Origin of the sequence: Paenibacillus amylolyticus, assembly GCF_003719335.1 — a bacterium.
In the GTDB taxonomy this organism is placed as follows: Bacteria; Bacillota; Bacilli; order Paenibacillales; family Paenibacillaceae; genus Paenibacillus; species Paenibacillus amylolyticus_D.
This window is the reverse complement of sequence record NZ_RIAS01000001.1, coordinates 637,865-653,533: the sequence shown is the minus strand read 5'-3', so window position 1 is coordinate 653,533 and position 15,669 is coordinate 637,865. Positions and strand designations below refer to the sequence as shown.

General features: G+C 45.6%; 16 protein-coding genes. 12 read left to right on the top strand and 4 right to left on the bottom strand.

Annotated features, from left to right (window positions below; all coding sequences use genetic code 11):
• Positions 1 to 5: 5 nt before the first annotated feature.
• The 4 genes from ssuD (at position 6) to EC604_RS02885 (ending at position 5,309) form a co-directional block, all read left to right on the top strand.
• Positions 6 to 1,163: an FMNH2-dependent alkanesulfonate monooxygenase gene (gene ssuD, locus EC604_RS02900; RefSeq protein WP_123062651.1), complete on the top strand. Its 1,158-nt coding sequence runs from the start codon at positions 6 to 8 to the stop codon at positions 1,161 to 1,163.
• A 177-nt stretch (positions 1,164 to 1,340) separates the two neighbouring features.
• Positions 1,341 to 2,417 (top strand): dimethylsulfone monooxygenase SfnG, encoded by a 1,077-nt coding sequence (sfnG, locus tag EC604_RS02895; protein ID WP_123062650.1) that lies wholly within the window; start codon positions 1,341 to 1,343, stop codon positions 2,415 to 2,417.
• 95 nt (positions 2,418 to 2,512) lie between these two features.
• The gene (locus tag EC604_RS02890; protein WP_123062649.1) at positions 2,513 to 3,718 is read left to right on the top strand and encodes an acyl-CoA dehydrogenase family protein; all 1,206 of its coding nucleotides are present in this window, start codon (positions 2,513 to 2,515) and stop codon (positions 3,716 to 3,718) included.
• A gap of 241 nt (positions 3,719 to 3,959) precedes the next feature.
• The gene (locus tag EC604_RS02885) at positions 3,960 to 5,309 is read left to right on the top strand and encodes an amino acid permease (RefSeq protein ID WP_123062648.1); all 1,350 of its coding nucleotides are present in this window, start codon (positions 3,960 to 3,962) and stop codon (positions 5,307 to 5,309) included.
• A 142-nt stretch (positions 5,310 to 5,451) separates the two neighbouring features.
• Here EC604_RS02885 and EC604_RS02880 read toward each other — a convergent pair whose 3' ends face one another.
• From EC604_RS02880 to EC604_RS02870, 3 genes are all read right to left on the bottom strand, one after another.
• Positions 5,452 to 6,300: an alpha/beta fold hydrolase gene (locus tag EC604_RS02880; protein WP_123062647.1), complete on the bottom strand. Its 849-nt coding sequence runs from the start codon at positions 6,298 to 6,300 to the stop codon at positions 5,452 to 5,454.
• Between the two features lie 53 nt (positions 6,301 to 6,353).
• Complete coding sequence (locus tag EC604_RS02875; RefSeq protein ID WP_123062873.1) at positions 6,354 to 6,776, bottom strand: MarR family winged helix-turn-helix transcriptional regulator; 423 nt, start codon at positions 6,774 to 6,776, stop codon at positions 6,354 to 6,356.
• Positions 6,777 to 6,915: 139 nt separating this feature from the next.
• Positions 6,916 to 7,542, bottom strand: a complete 627-nt coding sequence (locus tag EC604_RS02870) for a DUF421 domain-containing protein (protein WP_240036618.1) — start codon at positions 7,540 to 7,542, stop codon at positions 6,916 to 6,918.
• A 191-nt stretch (positions 7,543 to 7,733) separates the two neighbouring features.
• Between EC604_RS02870 and rnhA the strand changes: the two genes are divergently transcribed.
• From rnhA to EC604_RS02835, 7 genes are all read left to right on the top strand, one after another.
• On the top strand, positions 7,734 to 8,387 hold the full coding sequence (rnhA, locus tag EC604_RS02865; protein ID WP_123062646.1) for a ribonuclease H: 654 nt from the start codon (positions 7,734 to 7,736) through the stop codon (positions 8,385 to 8,387).
• A gap of 213 nt (positions 8,388 to 8,600) precedes the next feature.
• Positions 8,601 to 9,470 (top strand): alpha/beta fold hydrolase, encoded by an 870-nt coding sequence (locus EC604_RS02860; RefSeq protein WP_123062645.1) that lies wholly within the window; start codon positions 8,601 to 8,603, stop codon positions 9,468 to 9,470.
• A 412-nt stretch (positions 9,471 to 9,882) separates the two neighbouring features.
• Positions 9,883 to 10,872, top strand: coding sequence for a serine/threonine protein kinase (locus tag EC604_RS02855; RefSeq protein ID WP_123062644.1), 990 nt, complete (start codon positions 9,883 to 9,885; stop codon positions 10,870 to 10,872).
• A gap of 188 nt (positions 10,873 to 11,060) precedes the next feature.
• A complete protein-coding gene (locus EC604_RS02850; protein WP_123062643.1) occupies positions 11,061 to 11,642 on the top strand; it encodes a hypothetical protein in 582 nt (193 codons plus the stop codon).
• 24 nt (positions 11,643 to 11,666) lie between these two features.
• Entirely contained in the window at positions 11,667 to 12,617 is a 951-nt protein-coding gene (locus EC604_RS02845) for a nucleotidyl transferase AbiEii/AbiGii toxin family protein (protein ID WP_240036617.1), read from the top strand.
• Positions 12,610 to 13,050, top strand: a complete 441-nt coding sequence (gene imm48, locus EC604_RS02840; protein ID WP_123062642.1) for an Imm48 family immunity protein — start codon at positions 12,610 to 12,612, stop codon at positions 13,048 to 13,050. Before EC604_RS02845 ends, imm48 begins: the two co-directional genes overlap by 8 nt.
• A 19-nt stretch (positions 13,051 to 13,069) precedes the next feature.
• Positions 13,070 to 13,609, top strand: a complete 540-nt coding sequence (locus tag EC604_RS02835; protein ID WP_123062870.1) for an RNA 2'-phosphotransferase — start codon at positions 13,070 to 13,072, stop codon at positions 13,607 to 13,609.
• A 145-nt stretch (positions 13,610 to 13,754) separates the two neighbouring features.
• On the opposite strand, the gene EC604_RS02830 is transcribed toward EC604_RS02835, so the two are convergent.
• The gene (locus tag EC604_RS02830) at positions 13,755 to 14,612 is read right to left on the bottom strand and encodes an SDR family oxidoreductase (protein ID WP_123062641.1); all 858 of its coding nucleotides are present in this window, start codon (positions 14,610 to 14,612) and stop codon (positions 13,755 to 13,757) included.
• Positions 14,613 to 15,178: 566 nt separating this feature from the next.
• Here EC604_RS02830 and EC604_RS02825 point away from each other — a divergent pair.
• The gene (locus EC604_RS02825) at positions 15,179 to 15,655 is read left to right on the top strand and encodes a DUF6790 family protein (protein WP_240036616.1); all 477 of its coding nucleotides are present in this window, start codon (positions 15,179 to 15,181) and stop codon (positions 15,653 to 15,655) included.
• The last annotated feature ends 14 nt before the right edge of the window (positions 15,656 to 15,669 follow it).

Below are 15,669 nucleotides of genomic sequence, written 5' to 3'. Positions count from 1 at the left end.
AAAAAATGGAATTGTTTTGGTTTATCCCGACACATGGGGACGGAAGATTTCTGGGCACCCGAGAAGGCGCCAGGGCAGTGACCTACCACTATTGCAAGCAGGTAGCACAAGCTGCCGATGAGCTTGGGTTTGCCGGAGTGTTGCTGCCTACGGGAAAATCATGTGAAGACGCCTGGATTGTTGCTTCCTCGCTGGTATCGGTAACGGACAAGCTGAAATTTCTGGTCGCTGCCCGTCCAGGGCTGATGCTGCCTACCACGGCGGCACGAATGGCGAGCACATTGGACCGATTTTCCAAAGGGAGATTGCTGATCAATGTCGTAGCCGGAGGTGACCCGATTGAGCTTGAGGGAGACGGGGTATTCCTGGGTCATGATGAGCGCTACGAATTAACAGATGAATTTCTAACGATATGGCGCAAGGAACTGGCTGGCGAAGAAGTCAATTTTGACGGCAAATATTTAAAGGTCCACGGCGGAGCGGTTCTGTATCCGACCATTCAGAAGCCTTATCCTCCGCTTTATTTTGGAGGCTCCTCTGATGCTGCCATGGAGGTGGCATCAGAGCATGTGGATGTATACCTGACTTGGGGTGAGCCACCAGATCAGGTAGAGGCCAAGATCAACCGAATGCGAGAGCTTGCTGCCAAAAAGGGAAGAAGTTTGCGCTTTGGCATCCGGCTTCATGTCATCGTTCGTCCAACCGCAGAAGAGGCCTGGCAGGCCGCGAATGACCTGATCGCTCATCTGGATGAAGAAACCATTGCTTCAGCCCAGAAGATCTATGCTCGTATGGATTCCGTCGGTCAACAGCGAATGGCCAGACTGCATAACGGGGATCGTTCCAATCTGGAAATCAGCCCGAATCTGTGGGCAGGCATTGGACTGGTCAGAGGCGGTGCCGGTACAGCGCTTGTAGGCGATCCCGACCAGGTTGCAGAGAGAATGAGGGAGTACGAGGCATTGGGTATTGAAACCTTCATTATGTCGGGGTACCCGCATCTGGAAGAAGCCTACCGTACTGCCGAGCTGTTGTTCCCAAAGCTGAATTATGCACAGTATGGGAACAACGGTGAACGTTCATTTATCAGTCCTTTTGGTGAGATGATCGCCAATAATACCCTTCCTGATCATGTGGTAAAAACGCCTGCAGCTTCCAAATGATGCCGTCTGCTTTTTGCGTTATCTTCATTGAAAACATCATATTTTCTGGCCGATTAGACGAACTAAAGGCACTTCACATGTATAAGGTTGAAGATGTCTTTTTTTGTTGCATTTATCTCCGGTAGAGAGGGTCCTGGCCCTTGACTATAATTCATTCCATTGAAGAGGTGATTTAAGATGTCCATGCAATTTGCGTATTGGGTTCCTAATGTAAGTGGGGGTTTGGTTATCTCCAGCATCCCGCAAAAAACAGGCTGGTCATTCGAGGATAACGCGAGGTATGCCAGAATCGCAGAAGAGGCGGGCTTTGATTATGCGTTATTGCAAACCAGATTTATGGCCAGCTACGGGGCTGAAAATCAACTGGAAGCCATTGCTCTTGCCTCTGCACTCGCGGTAGTTACAGATCGCTTGAAACTGATAGCGGCCATATTGCCAGGATTATGGCATCCCGGTCCAGTAGCAAAAGCGATTACGACGATTGACCATATCAGCCAAGGACGGGTTGCCGTAAATATTGTCAGCGGCTGGTTCAAGGGTGAATTTCATGGATTCGGAGAACCGTGGCTGGACCATAACGAGCGATATCGTCGCTCCGAAGAGTTTATTCGTGTGCTGAAGGAGTTGTGGACGCAAGACAAAGCCAATCACCAGGGTGACTTTTACCGTATTCATGAAGCGCCACACAAACCCAAACCGGTTGCAGTTCCCCCTGTGTTTCAGGGAGGAAATTCGGCGGCTGCACGCGACATGGCTGCACGAGTCTCGGATTGGTATTTCATGAACGGGAATACCATTGATGGTTTCCGTTCCCAGATTGAGGATGTGACCGAGCGGGCGGCGTCCTATAATCGCAAGCTGCGATTCGGAGTCAATGCATTTGCCATCGTGCGGGATACGGAAGAAGAAGCAGTGGAGGTACTTCGTCAGATTATTCGATATGCTGATCCTGAGGCCGTGGAGGGTTTTCGCAGTCAGGTTCAATTTGCAGGCAAAGCCTCCCCTGAACAGGAGGGAATGTGGTCGAATTCCAATTTTGACGACCTGGTGCAATATAATGACGGGTTCAAAACAGGCTTGATTGGTACTCCCGAGCAGGTGGCAGACCGCATCATTGCGTTGAAAAAGATTGGAGTAGACCTCGTTCTGATCGGCTTTCTTCATTACGATGAGGATATTCAGGCTTTCGGTGAGAAGGTCATCCCGCTGGTTAAAGAGAAGGAGGCTGCGCTAAGCCGGGTTACAGCTACCTGAGCAGAACATTGATTTTAATAGATGGAATGGATGGGTACATCTGTATTCGTGTTATTGAGGGATAATCCCTATTTTAATTAGAGGAGAGATGACATATGAGTATTCAAGCAAAGACGATTCACACCCAGCCTGACTATGAGCAATTGAGAGCTGAAATCCGGGGCATTGTCGACGAAGTCATTAAACCACGTGCGGAACTGATCGACCGTGAGGGTCGGTTCCCGCGTGAGAATCTGTCCGCGCTTGCCGAGACCGGGTGGAATGGCGTGCTGATTCCCGAGCGCTTCGACGGACGCGGCCTGGATCATGTTGCCTTTGCGATTGCGGCAGAAGAAATTGCCAAGGGATGCCCTTCGACTTCACTGGTGTATGTCATGCATGTTGGAGCCGTTCAGACGATAGCCCTCTACGGAAATGAGGATCAGAAGGAGCGCTGGCTAAAGCCGGTACGCAATGGGGCCATTGGTACGTACTCTACTAGCGAGCGCGCTTCGGGAGGTCACTGGTGGTTTAATTTCAGCGAGGCTTCCCGAGACGGAGATGATTACATTCTGAATGCCGAAAAGTCGTTCACGACAAGTTCGGGACAAGCTGATTTTTATGTAACCCAGACCCGCACGCCAGGAGCACAAACTCCAACAGATGTGAGCTTTTTCCTTGTCGATGGGCAACTGGAAGGCATTACTTCGGGGATATGGGATGCACTTGGTGTTCGAGGAAACCATAGTGGCCCGATCACGTACGAGGGCGTCCGGATTGCTGCTAGGGATAAGCTCGGTACGGAGGGACAGGGACGCGAAATTCTGGAAAGTGGTGTATCCCCCGTATATCTGATTGGCCTGGGCTCCACCTGGCTTGGAGTTGCCGAGGCAGCTCTTGAGGCTGCATCCGAGTATGTGAAGGGTATGGTTCATCGGGACTTTAACAAGCGTTTGGCTGATTACCAGATCATCCGCCAGCAGTTGGCTGAGGTGAAGGTGCTGATCTCCAGCTTGAAGCCATGGCAGTTATCTCTTGCGAGGCAGCTGGACGAACTTCAGGCACAGGGCAGACCGCAAGTCGAGCTGTTCCTGGCGCTGGTTGAATTCAAAATTCATGCTGCAGAAGTTGCTAATAAAGCGACCAAAGCAGCGCTGGATGTTACCGGAGGTTATGGTTATAAAAAAGGCGTGTTTGAACGCCTCTTCCGTGATGCACGTGCAGGCATCGCCATGGGTCCCTCCAACAACATCGCCAGAGAGTGGATTGGCAAATCTCTGGTTGGTTTGCCGCTGGAGCTATGGTACGAGGGAGGGGATTAATTCCCGCAAGAAACTAAAAAATGTTAGGACTTCAAAGCTGCTGTCTGTATCAAACAGGCGGCAGCTTGTTTACATTCTATTGGCTCCGATGCGAATTGTGGTCATACACGTTTTGAAATCTGCTTCATGATAAAATAATCAAAAAGTAATGATAGGTATTCAGCGAAGATTATTATATATTAGATGGTATATTATTTTTGCATCACAGAGAGCATGCGCAGAAAGAGAGTGGTGGTGTACCATGCAGGAAGAAACGTTGACAAGAGGATTAAAGAACAGGCATGTGCAGCTAATGGCGATTGGAGGGGCGATCGGAACAGGGTTGTTTCTCGGAGCGGGCAAAACGATTCAACTCACCGGCCCATCGATCCTGCTCGCATATATCATTACAGGTGTCGTATTATTCCTCATTATGAGAGCACTTGGAGAGTTGTTGCTGAGCAATCTGCAGTACCACTCCTTTGTGGATTTCGTGCGTGATTACCTGGGAAATATGGCGGCGTTTATTACGGGGTGGACGTATTGGTTCTGCTGGATATCCATCGCGATGGCGGATATTACTGCTGTTGGTTTATACACGCAGTTCTGGTTTCCGAACGTACCACAATGGATGCCGGGACTGATTGCCTTGGTGATTTTGCTAGGGATGAATTTGGCTACGGTCAAGCTGTTTGGGGAGATGGAGTTTTGGTTTGCCTTGATTAAAGTCATCGCTATACTGGCACTTATCGTGGTTGGTTTGTATATGATCTTTACAGGTTTTACAACGGATCAGGGTGCTGCAAGCTTTACTAACCTCTGGAGCCACGGGGGCTGGTTTCCGAATGGAATGCATGGTTTCATCATCTCATTTCAGATGGTCGTGTTTGCGTTTGTAGGCATGGAACTGGTGGGGTTGACCGCAGGGGAGACGGAAAATCCGGAAAAAGTCATTCCCAAAGCCATTAATCAGATTCCTATTCGGGTATTGCTTTTCTATGTGGGTGCTTTGTTGATTATTATGAGCATCTATCCATGGAATGCGATTGTGCCAACGGAAAGCCCGTTTGTACAGGTATTTGCAGCGGTAGGTATTGCGGCAGCAGCCGGAGTGGTTAATTTTGTCGTGCTGACATCGGCGGCATCTGCATGTAACAGTGCGATTTTCAGTACAAGCCGTATGGTATATTCCATGGCCAAAGACCGAAATGCACCCGAATCCTTTGCGCGTGTTAACAATAGAAAGGTTCCAGCCAATGCGCTTTTTTTCTCCACCGTTGTGATCTTTATCGCGATTGTGCTGAACTACATCATGCCCGAAGGGGTTTTCACACTGGTTACCAGTGTGTCAACGGTATGTTTTATATTTGTCTGGGGAATCATGGTGATCTGTCATCTGCGATATAAGCGCACTCAGCCTGACCTGGCACGTCAAAGTCGGTTCAGACTGCCGCTCTATCCTTTTTCCAATATATTCATTCTGGTGTTTCTGACCTTTGTGGTCATTGTATTGGCGCTCGCAGACGATACAAGAGTGGCGTTGTTTGTAACACCCGTGTGGTTCCTGATCGTCTCAGTTATTTATATGATCAAGAAAAGAGCGAAGCAGTAAGGGGAAATGTACCTTTTATTTAAAGCAGATAAACCGATGGAGAATAAGAACTAAAGAACTAAGGACATAAAGAATTTAAGAATTATTGAAGTAAGGAACGAGAAAAAGAAAGAGCAATCTCCAAGGAGGTTGCTCTTTTCTCTCATCCCGTTTTTTTATCTGAATAATTGGAATCAAGCCACTCCAGAATCACATCTACGGCTTCTTTATATCGCTGACCCACAAGCAGACCTGTATGTGTTGTATCCCAAAGCCCGGCATAACTGGACCCTAGTTGCTTCGCGGTTAATTGCCCTCTTTGATCCTCGTCCTCAGACAACACAGCTTTAATCACGAGACTGGGACAAGTAATCAGACTCCCATCGATGGAAAGCCCTTTTGCTCCACAGAGGGCTGAAAAGGTTCGAAATGCTTTTGCCGATTCCATTTGCAGATAGTGGCGTTGAAAAGCGATATCCTCTGAGGTTTCATCGATCGTTTCGTTCTCCTCGCGTAAAGGTGCGGGCATGATTATTCCTGGTTCTATTCGATCCACCAAGGGGTAAGGGAGGGCATCATGAACTTCTCTGCTGATACTGGTGTCGATGATAATTAAACCTGCCAGGTCAGCGGTTTCCGCAATCTTTTGGCTGAGTATGCCTCCCATGCTGAAGCCCACCACTATAAAAGGTTCATCAAGCAGAGACAGTACCTCACGAATGTCCTCCAAATAATTCTCCACCGATATTTGAGTCATGTCCATCACCCGGCTTCTATAGTGGCTTCTGAGATTCATTGCATAACAAGTCCATCCATGCTCTACAAAGTGGGGGATATACTTACTCCACATCCAGCTGCCTGTGTATGCCCCGTGAACCAATAACAGCGGAGGATGAGTGCTCATCGTTGTCGTGCCTGATCCTTGATTTGGCTTGTAAACTTCAACGTGAAGTTCATGTTTACCGATTCGCTCTACCTCATGTTCAGGTAAATATTGTGTGTAATCTATCATATAAATCCTCCTCGGGAATTTAGTTTGATATAAAACTATTAATCCAAAAAAAATTAAAAGTTATCGTGTATTTTGATCAGAATGCGAAGCAGTTCATTTTTCTCATCGTCTGTAACGCCCGTATAGAAGGTGTCCAGCAATCGCTGTGAAATATTCTCGAAAATCGGTTGTAATGCTTCGCCTTTGGGTGTTAAAGCTACATGGAGGATGCGTGAATCAGTTGCATCTCGCTCTTTGGCGACGTATCCGGTTCGCACCAATTTATCCACAAGTGCGGTTACCGTCGATTTATCTTTGCGAATGTTCTTTGCAATCTCCGCCATGGTCAACCGCTGATGATTGTAAAGTGCGTAGATGATATCTCCATGAGATGTAGCGAGATCGTGAATGCCCTGTGCCGCCATTTCGGTCAAAATAAAACGACTGGTTTTCTCTTTAATTTTGGATATAAGTGAAACAGCATCTCTTGTTTTCATATTTGTAATATAATTTGATATCAAACTAATGTCAAGTGACTCATTCAAATTGATATAGGCCGCCCTGGTTTGAGCGATAGAGATATGGCTTACCAGGGTGTGATCTATTATCGCTTTTTTTATAAAGCAAGCAGTGTATTTATTGAAGTTTGGGATTAATGGGGTGAGTGTGGTCTCCCTTGATGACCTCTTCGAAAATGTCAGTCGAATTCGTACTCGTCTTTGTGGGTTGGCTTTTACTGATCTTTTGCTGTTGAACCGTATCAGGTTTAGTTGTAATGGTGTAATTACGCAAAATCTCTTCCAGATCGCTAACGGTCACTGGACGAGCGTGACGTTTCAGGACATATCCGAGTTGCCCGTTAGGTTCGACCGTGGCTGTCTGCAAATCCTCTATACTATTAATTCCTGCCTGTCTTAAATGCATCTCTAGCTGATCCATCGTATACCGCATTCGTTTCAGATTCGGAATGATGACTTTACCATCCTCCACAACGACCTTGGAGCGTCCGCTCATTATCTGTTCAAAAAAGTTAAATTTCATTTGTAGTTGCTCTACGATGAGCAATGTTACAATAAACACGGCTGCGGAGCCAATCGCTTTCCCTAATTCATGGTTGGCAATCGGCTGTACAATCGTTGTTCCAATGGAGATCATAATAACGGTTGTTGCAACACTCATTTGAGAGATCGATTTGCGACCTGCGATTCGCAGCAGGATCATACCAATGAGAACAAGTAAGACGGATTTCCAGATCCAATCCATGCACAACATCCTTTCTCTTCCGGTGTGTGTACTCTGTTTATTAGAATGTTCTGGAATGAGAGGGAGTATACCCACTTCATTCGTTCTGGTTATACTCTGTTCTGACGCTGAGGCCCATAACAAACTTTCATTTTAACCACTTCTTCGTTTACAATAGGGTATTGATGCAGTAAACAAAGGAGCGGTTACGCATGGCAAAGCAGAAATATTACGTGGTATGGGAAGGGAAGCAACCCGGCGTATATGATACTTGGGCGGCGTGCAAAGCACAGACAGATCAATATGCCGGAGCCAAATATAAATCATATGAGTCCAAGGAAGCTGCCGAAGCGGCTTATCGTGCTGGCTGGAAGGGGAACTGGGGTTCAAGCGCAGGTGGCGCTTCCAAGTCGAGACCCGGTAGTAGCGGGCGAAGTGCCGGGATGGAGACATCCGAGGAGATAGACTATGATAGCATCTCTGTTGATGTAGGCACACGAGGCAACCCAGGACCAGTAGAATACAAAGGTGTGGATACTCGCACAGGTGAGGTGCTTTTTTCCGTCGGGCCGATATCAAAAGGCACCAATAATTTGGGGGAATTTCTGGCGATTGTGCATGCGCTGGCATATCTCAAAAAAGAAGGTAGTAACAAAACGGTCTACACCGATTCGGTCAATGCGATGAAATGGCTGAAACAAAAAAAAGTTGCGACAACACTGCCACGTGACAACTCAACGGAAGAAATCTGGTTAATGATTGACCGGGCGGAGCAGTGGCTTCGCACGAATACGTACACCAATAAAGTGCTCAAATGGCAGACAAAACAGTGGGGCGAGATCAAGGCAGATTACGGTCGGAAGTGATACTTCCACTTGAGTTTAAAAAAGATAAGCTCGTCTATTAGAAACGATATTTACAATTTCCAATTTCCATTCTATAATCATCAGCATATGATAAGTCGCACATATGGAGGAGCCTGTCATTTTTCACAGGCCCTCTTTATCTTTTTGGGCCGGGAATATCCGGATTTTGATCACTGGAATAGGTGAGATGAGTACACATTGCAGGAGGCAGACATGAGTTCCATTTATAAAAGTGAAGAAGGCAAGAGCAGTATTCTGGAAGAATACGAAATTTATTTGAGTGAGCTGGGTGAAGGATTTACAAGAGAGTATGTGGAGACACGTTTTGGGAAAACACATGTGTTGCTGACTGGGCCGGAAGATGGTAAGCCGTTATTTATTCTTCAGGGTGGCAATTGTGTGAATCCGATGACCCTGTCCTGGTTCTCTTCCTTATTTCAATCCTATCGGATTATTGCGCCGGATACGATTGGCCATCCCGGGTACAGCGAGGAAACGAGCATTTCAGCTCGTTTTGACAGCTTGGCGATGTGGGTATCCGATCTGCTGGATCATTACGATATTGAACAAAGTGCGTTCATTGGTCCTTCATTTGGCGGCGGCATCATTCTGAGATTAGCTACTTATATTCCGGAACGTATTGCGTGCTCAGTACTGGTAGCTCCCGCGGGTCTTGCTGTCAACTCCAGAATGAAAACCGCTCATGATATTACACTTCCACTCGTTAAGTATCGTATGACTTCTTCGCCAGCTTCTTTGCAAAAGATTACGGATAACCTGTCATGCCATTGTATGAAGGAAGCGGATAAAAACTTGATCGGCAAAATATTCAAATATGTCAGCCTGGAGCAGGATCTGCCCAAACTCGCAGAGCGAGAAGAACTTGAAAATTATACCTCGCCTACATTACTTCTAGTGGGGGAGAAGGATGTCTTTTTCCCAGGGGATAAGTGTATTGACCGTGCTCAGAAAATTATTCCGAATGTACAGGCGATCAAATATGATACAGGTCACTTCCCTTCTGAGGATGTACTAAGAGAGATGAATGAGGAGATTCAGCAATTTTTAAATAAGCACTATTAGAAGCATCGTATTTCGAAGATCAAATAGTTAATAAAAAACGATGACATCAATGCTTAGCATAGGAACATGGGGCAGTTCGTATTTTTACGAACAAATTAACGAAACTGCCCCTTTTGTCGATACTATGTATAGAAGAGTGCTTACATCTTTTATATAGAAAACGGAAGCTTGAACGAATTTGCACTTTCCGCGAAAAAAATGTTTCAAACAGTGGTGTATGGTTTATAAAGATGGTTAGCGATGAACTGATAACTGGTTTGATTCATTTTGCGAAGTGTTTAAGGATCAATTACACAGTCATCTATATAAGTTGAACATCTCTTTTACACGTTAACGGAGAGGACTGTGTAAAATCTTTAGTTCAACTTATATAGCAAGTCTTCCGATCGACAAGGTTGAAAAGAGGTTTGGGATGAGAAAAAATAACTGGAATATGGCTTTGCAACGCAATGTCATTTTGAATGATACATATCAGGTAAGACAGGTATTAACTAACAGTGAATTAGCGATTGTGTATGTTGGGCGGAATCGGCATACAGGTGCGAAAGTCGCTATAAAGGAATTTTTCCCCCATCGGATTGCTGCACGTCAGACGGATAAGCGCAGTGTATATTGTGCATCCCGAGGATATGGCGGGCAATTCCATGAACTGTTATCTGCATTTCTTCAGGAGGGTGAGTTGTTGTCATCTCTTAACCATCCTCACATTATTACATATGTGGATCATTTCGAGGCCAATGATACGGGATATCTGATCACAGAATATTGTACCGGCATGATCTTGACCGATTATTTACAGGAACGTAACCATGCATTGCAGCCCGAGTTTATTACCGATACGCTGCTGCCGCTGGTGGATACGCTGGATTATATTCATAAACAAGGCATTCTCCACCGGGATGTCAAACCTTCCAATGTCATGGTGATGGAGGATGGATCGCCCAAATTGCTGGACTTTGGTGCAGCTGTGCGCTGGCCGATGCAGACCGGAGCAAAACAGGCGATTTTCACCTCTAAAGGGTATTCGCCGCTTGAATTTTATTCCGAGAAAGCGGTTCAGGGACCGATGTCAGATATCTATAGTCTGTCCGCCTTGCTTCATTACTGGACTTGTGGTCAGCCGCCCATGGATGTGAAGCAACGTTTATTCCAAGATGAATTGCCATCCGTGCGCAAGCACAATGAATATGTCAATCCGTGGCTTGCCCGAGTAATTCATTGGGGACTTATGGTGCGTTCGGAGAAGCGCTGTACCTCTCTGTTTTGGGTGAGAAGATCGCTTCGCATTCAGGCCTTGGTGTGGAAGGTTCGCAAACCAGGTATGATGGAGTGGATGCATGAGAAAAATGAGCACACCCAGGTCTATGAGTCAGAGCCGAAGAAGCAGCATGAGACGGCCTGACCGTGGTGAGTTTCAATGAAAGTGGAGCAAGACTGTGCTGCGTATGTAGCTGTGGTGTTTAAATGAGACCAAATCGACTCTATCTGCAGAGAAGATTTGGTTTTTTTACTATTTTGGGTTTTACTATAATAAAGGTAGATTTAATTTAATTTAGCATAAGCACGTTGGAGGAAAGAGGGTTATAACAAATGGAGTTTGAATTTCATGTTACCCTAAGTGACCTGAGCCCGCAAGAAACGCAAACTTTTATCCGTGTCTGTGACGAAGAGAACGTAAAACCGGTCCTGATCGAACTTGATCAGGGAGAGCACATCCATCAACCGATGATTACGGGCATTGTCCATAGCGAGTATTTTCAGGATGTACAGCGTGTCATTGAAGAGATTTCAATAACGTTTAGGAATAACGGGTTTACTGTGGTACGGATCAAAGTGGAGATACCGGCCAGGGAGGAACGGTTTTTTAAACAACCGATGGTGCCTCAGTCCAGACCTTATTTTGAGTGGCATGGTAAGGTTCAAGTCGAAGATGTGAATAGGCTGAAGCATATATTTGCGGGGACAGAGGGACATATCTCCCGTAATTCGCTCCATAAGGATGGCAGTATAAGGTTTGTGACTGTGCGAGAATATGAACATGCGGATCACTTTTATGACAGTGTGGAAGAGATTCATACCATTTTGCAATCTAACCAGATAGAACTTCTCAAACAACAATATGAACTGTGTATATATGATAGTCGGGAAGAATTGGATCGGGGCTGGATCTGATTGAATCTGCCTGATCCGTTTAAGATGAAGAATGGGGGAAGAATTGTGACGGGGAACGGGAATGAGATACCGATGCATCGCTTCAATGAAGAAGAGAGACTGATTGTTGTATTGGAAGCTCTATTGAAACGGGCTACGCTAGTCAATTCATCTTTTATTTTGAAAGGCAGCCTGTTAACGAGACAATATTTGGAGAACCAAAGTTTGCGACATGTAGAGGATATTGATTTTTTGTATAAAGGTACGATTGAACACGCGGATCAGGCCAAGCAGATTTTTACGGATTGGATGATTCAGGTGACTGAACTTGATCTGAACGACGGGATTCATTTTCGCAGCTTTCGGGAGAATCCTTTCTGGCGTGAGATTGACTATGCAATGGACGAGGACTTTCCGACAGTGAATACGGATATTGCTTATGCCATTCAGAGTGAATCCAGTGAAGGGAATCGGTATGAGGACGAGCTTTTTCTCGACGTTTCATTCAACCTGAAGCTGGATGCGGAGCCTGTCCCGTTAAACTATCAGCCGTTACGGGGAGAGTCTTTTGTAGTACCGTGGACTGTACCGCTCTCCACTCAAGTGGCTTGGAAGCTGCATCAGACGATTGTGAGGCCCAGATTCAAGGATCTCTATGATTTGCAATATTTAGTATCGCACATGTTGTATGACAGGCAGGCTGTGGATGAAACGCTGCAGACGCTTGTAAACGAATGCAGCATGTCGCATTGGATTACAACGGAAGATATGAAGAAAATACTAGTAGAAGATCTGCGTGCATTATATCGCGATCTGGAAAATGACGATCAACTGAAACAGCTCGCTGGTGACCGGTTGCCCGATGTTTATTTTATGGAAGTGGCGACCCGTTTGCGGAAAGCAATGAATCATGCGGGCATTCATCAGGAAGCTTTCAAACACCTGCCGTCCCCAACATGGAATAAAGCACAGAACGGAGAATGTGAATATGAATGATTTTATGAACACGGATGATAAGAATGATGTTATTTTGGGCGCGGCAGCCCATGAACTGGAACAGATGGTGGATCAGGTCTGCGAACTGATTGGCACACCACTCGCAGAAACGACGGAACTGCAACGTCAAGTGCTTGCCGCTTTTGGTTTTGGTGCGGTATACAGCATTACTCATCGTGACCGTTTGGCCGAACCCCAGGCTCATGCACTGAGCATCCGAATGTTGACCAAGCCATTCAACTACAGTGAACAGCAGGCGGTTGATTTTGCTGACGACCTGATTCGTGTTGCATCCAATGAAGAGGCTCATCCAGTGATGAATACGATTATTCATCGCGGTATTAATGGACATATCCAGTTTACACAGGAGGATCACGAAGCTCTTGCTCGTAACATTCAGGAGATTATGGCGGCAGTTCAGCAACAAGGATAGATGAGAGAAGGTGAGAGACATCGACTACATGAAATTAAGTAAAGAGCTTTCCTATGCATTGAGACATGCACCATGGGAATACGAGCTTGAGCTGGATGAAGAGGGATGGGTAGAGATGTCACAACTGCTCGTCGCTTTGCACGAAAGCCCGGGGTGGCGGAATGTAACAGAAAATGACCTGGAACATATGATTGCAGTTTCGGAGAAAAAAAGGCACGAGATCAATGCTGGACGAATTCGTGCACTTTATGGTCATTCCACACCGCAAAAAATATCCAAAATAGCTACACAACCTCCCGAATTGTTGTATCACGGTACACCCGTACATGCTGTGTCCTCCATCATGGAGCACGGTTTGCAACCACGGCAACGGCAGTATGTGCATCTATCGGCTGATATGGATACGGCACGTCAAGTTGGACAAAGGCGAGATGATCAGCCTGTCATTCTGCGCATTCAGGCCGGGCAGGCCGCACGTGAAGGTATTCTTTTTTACCATGGCAACGAGAGTATTTGGCTGGCTGATGTGATCCCTGTGCGCTATATTGAGCAAGATTAATGGATTAGTGAAAGCAATCATGTGTAAGGTTTGTTCGAATCTATTCATAATATACACGAAAAGGGCCGTTCCCCGTCATCTGTTGACGTATGGAACAACCCTTTTTCTATATCCTGTATGTTAATGCGATGGCAACATGACGAATTTATTTACCTAAAATGGCTTTAAAACCTTCGCTTAACGGTTGAGCCGGACGTCCAAGCAATGTTTCCAGTGCATCGCTCTCGACAGCCAGTGCGCCCTGGCGAATCGCGCTTTGCATTTCAACCAGCATGGATACAACAAAGTCAGGCAAACCTGCACCTTTCATGATGTCCGCATAAGCCGCATCGTCGACATTTTGTACGTTAATCTCCTGCTCTAACACTTCACCAGCAATGGCAGCAAGCTCAGCTTGTGTGCGCAGTTTACCAGACAATTCATAGACCTTATTCTCATGTCCTTCGCCTGCAAGTACAGTAGCAGCTGCTTCAGCATAATCAAGTCGAGTAGCCCAGCCAACCTGGCTATCATTCGTTGCATGTACCCAAGGAGCACCATGTGTTGCGGCTTGTACACTGCCAGCTTCATTTTCAAGGTACCAATTGTTACGCAGGAACGTATAAGGGATGCCGGACTCACGAATTGCTTGTTCTGTCTTGCGGTGTACCTCAGCAAGGGATAGCGGGTTATGCTCGGCGTTGACTACACTTGTATAAGCGATATAACCGACACCTGCTTTTTTGGCAGCTTGAACAGCAGTCTGGTGCTGACGGATACGTGTTTCGTTATCACCGTCTGTGGAGATCAGTAGTAACCGATCTACACCAGCGAAGGCTTTCTCCAGCGTTTCCGGCTGATCGAAATCCCCTTGACGAACGTCTACACCTTGGGAGCGCAATGCTTCTGCTTTTTCAGGTGAACGCACACTAACAGCCAAGTCTGTTGCAGTGTTTGTCTTCAACAACGCGTCAACAACCAGTGAACCAAGTTTACCTGTAGCGCCTGTAACTAACAATTTCATTTTGTTTCCTCCTAAAATGTGGTTTGCAACATTTGCATCGTTAGCAGCTTCATTGTCACTATTGAACAATCGTGTATGTACAGCGCACCTATGGGGTATTAAGGCAATACCACTTCCAAGGAGTGGCTGTGGATGTGTGAAACGAAAGTGTATATCTATGTAACTATAATAGTTACATGAATAAGTGTTGTCAATTTTTATTATTTTTAAAGATGACTAAAGTAATCTGAATATATGGGTAAAAAGAATCAACCAATGGTTATTAAAATTTTTTTGAGGTTGAAATAAATGAGTGGTGGTTCTTTTGGAGTGTTAAAAAAGAAACATTTATTGGTTTATTATGTGTAAAAATGGTATTTAAGTCCCGATAATTTCAAGTTAAATAGAACTAGGTATGATAGATTCATTGCGTATAAGAGAAGAAAAATGTAAAAACCTTCGACAAAATAGAAAATTATGTACGAATTGACAAATGTAAAAGCAATTATATAATGTGGTTATCTACAAATTAATTCATTTAGTTACAAATGATTCCAAAATAACAAATTGGCAGGAGTGAAACAGCGATGTGGTTTTTGGTTCTATGGTTATTTGGGCTTATTTCAGGAACGATTCATCTTTGGATGCTCGGTTTCCCTGGCGAAATGAGCGAGATTAGCAGAGTGTTATTGCTTCATCAGTTTGTGGTTACATTTGGACTTGTAGGTGTTATTGGTTACGTGGTTAACATTGCTAGAGCAGAACAGACAGCCAAAATGCTAGGTTGGCCAGGAGGACCGTTTCAGGTCAAATATGGATTCTCGCAAGTCGGACTTGGCGTTATGGGCATTATGGCAATCTGGTTTCAAGGGAACTTCTGGGTCGGTGTATTGGTTACGATGTACATATATGGTTTGAGTGGTCTGTGGTCACATACTTATGTCATGATCAAAAATCGCAAGGCAGATGGGGACAGTATCGGCAATTTGATTATGGATGTTGTCTATCAAACGTTTATCACGGTTCTTTCCGTATGGGCTGGCGGCATCTGGGTAATGAGCTAAACAGGGACTGGATT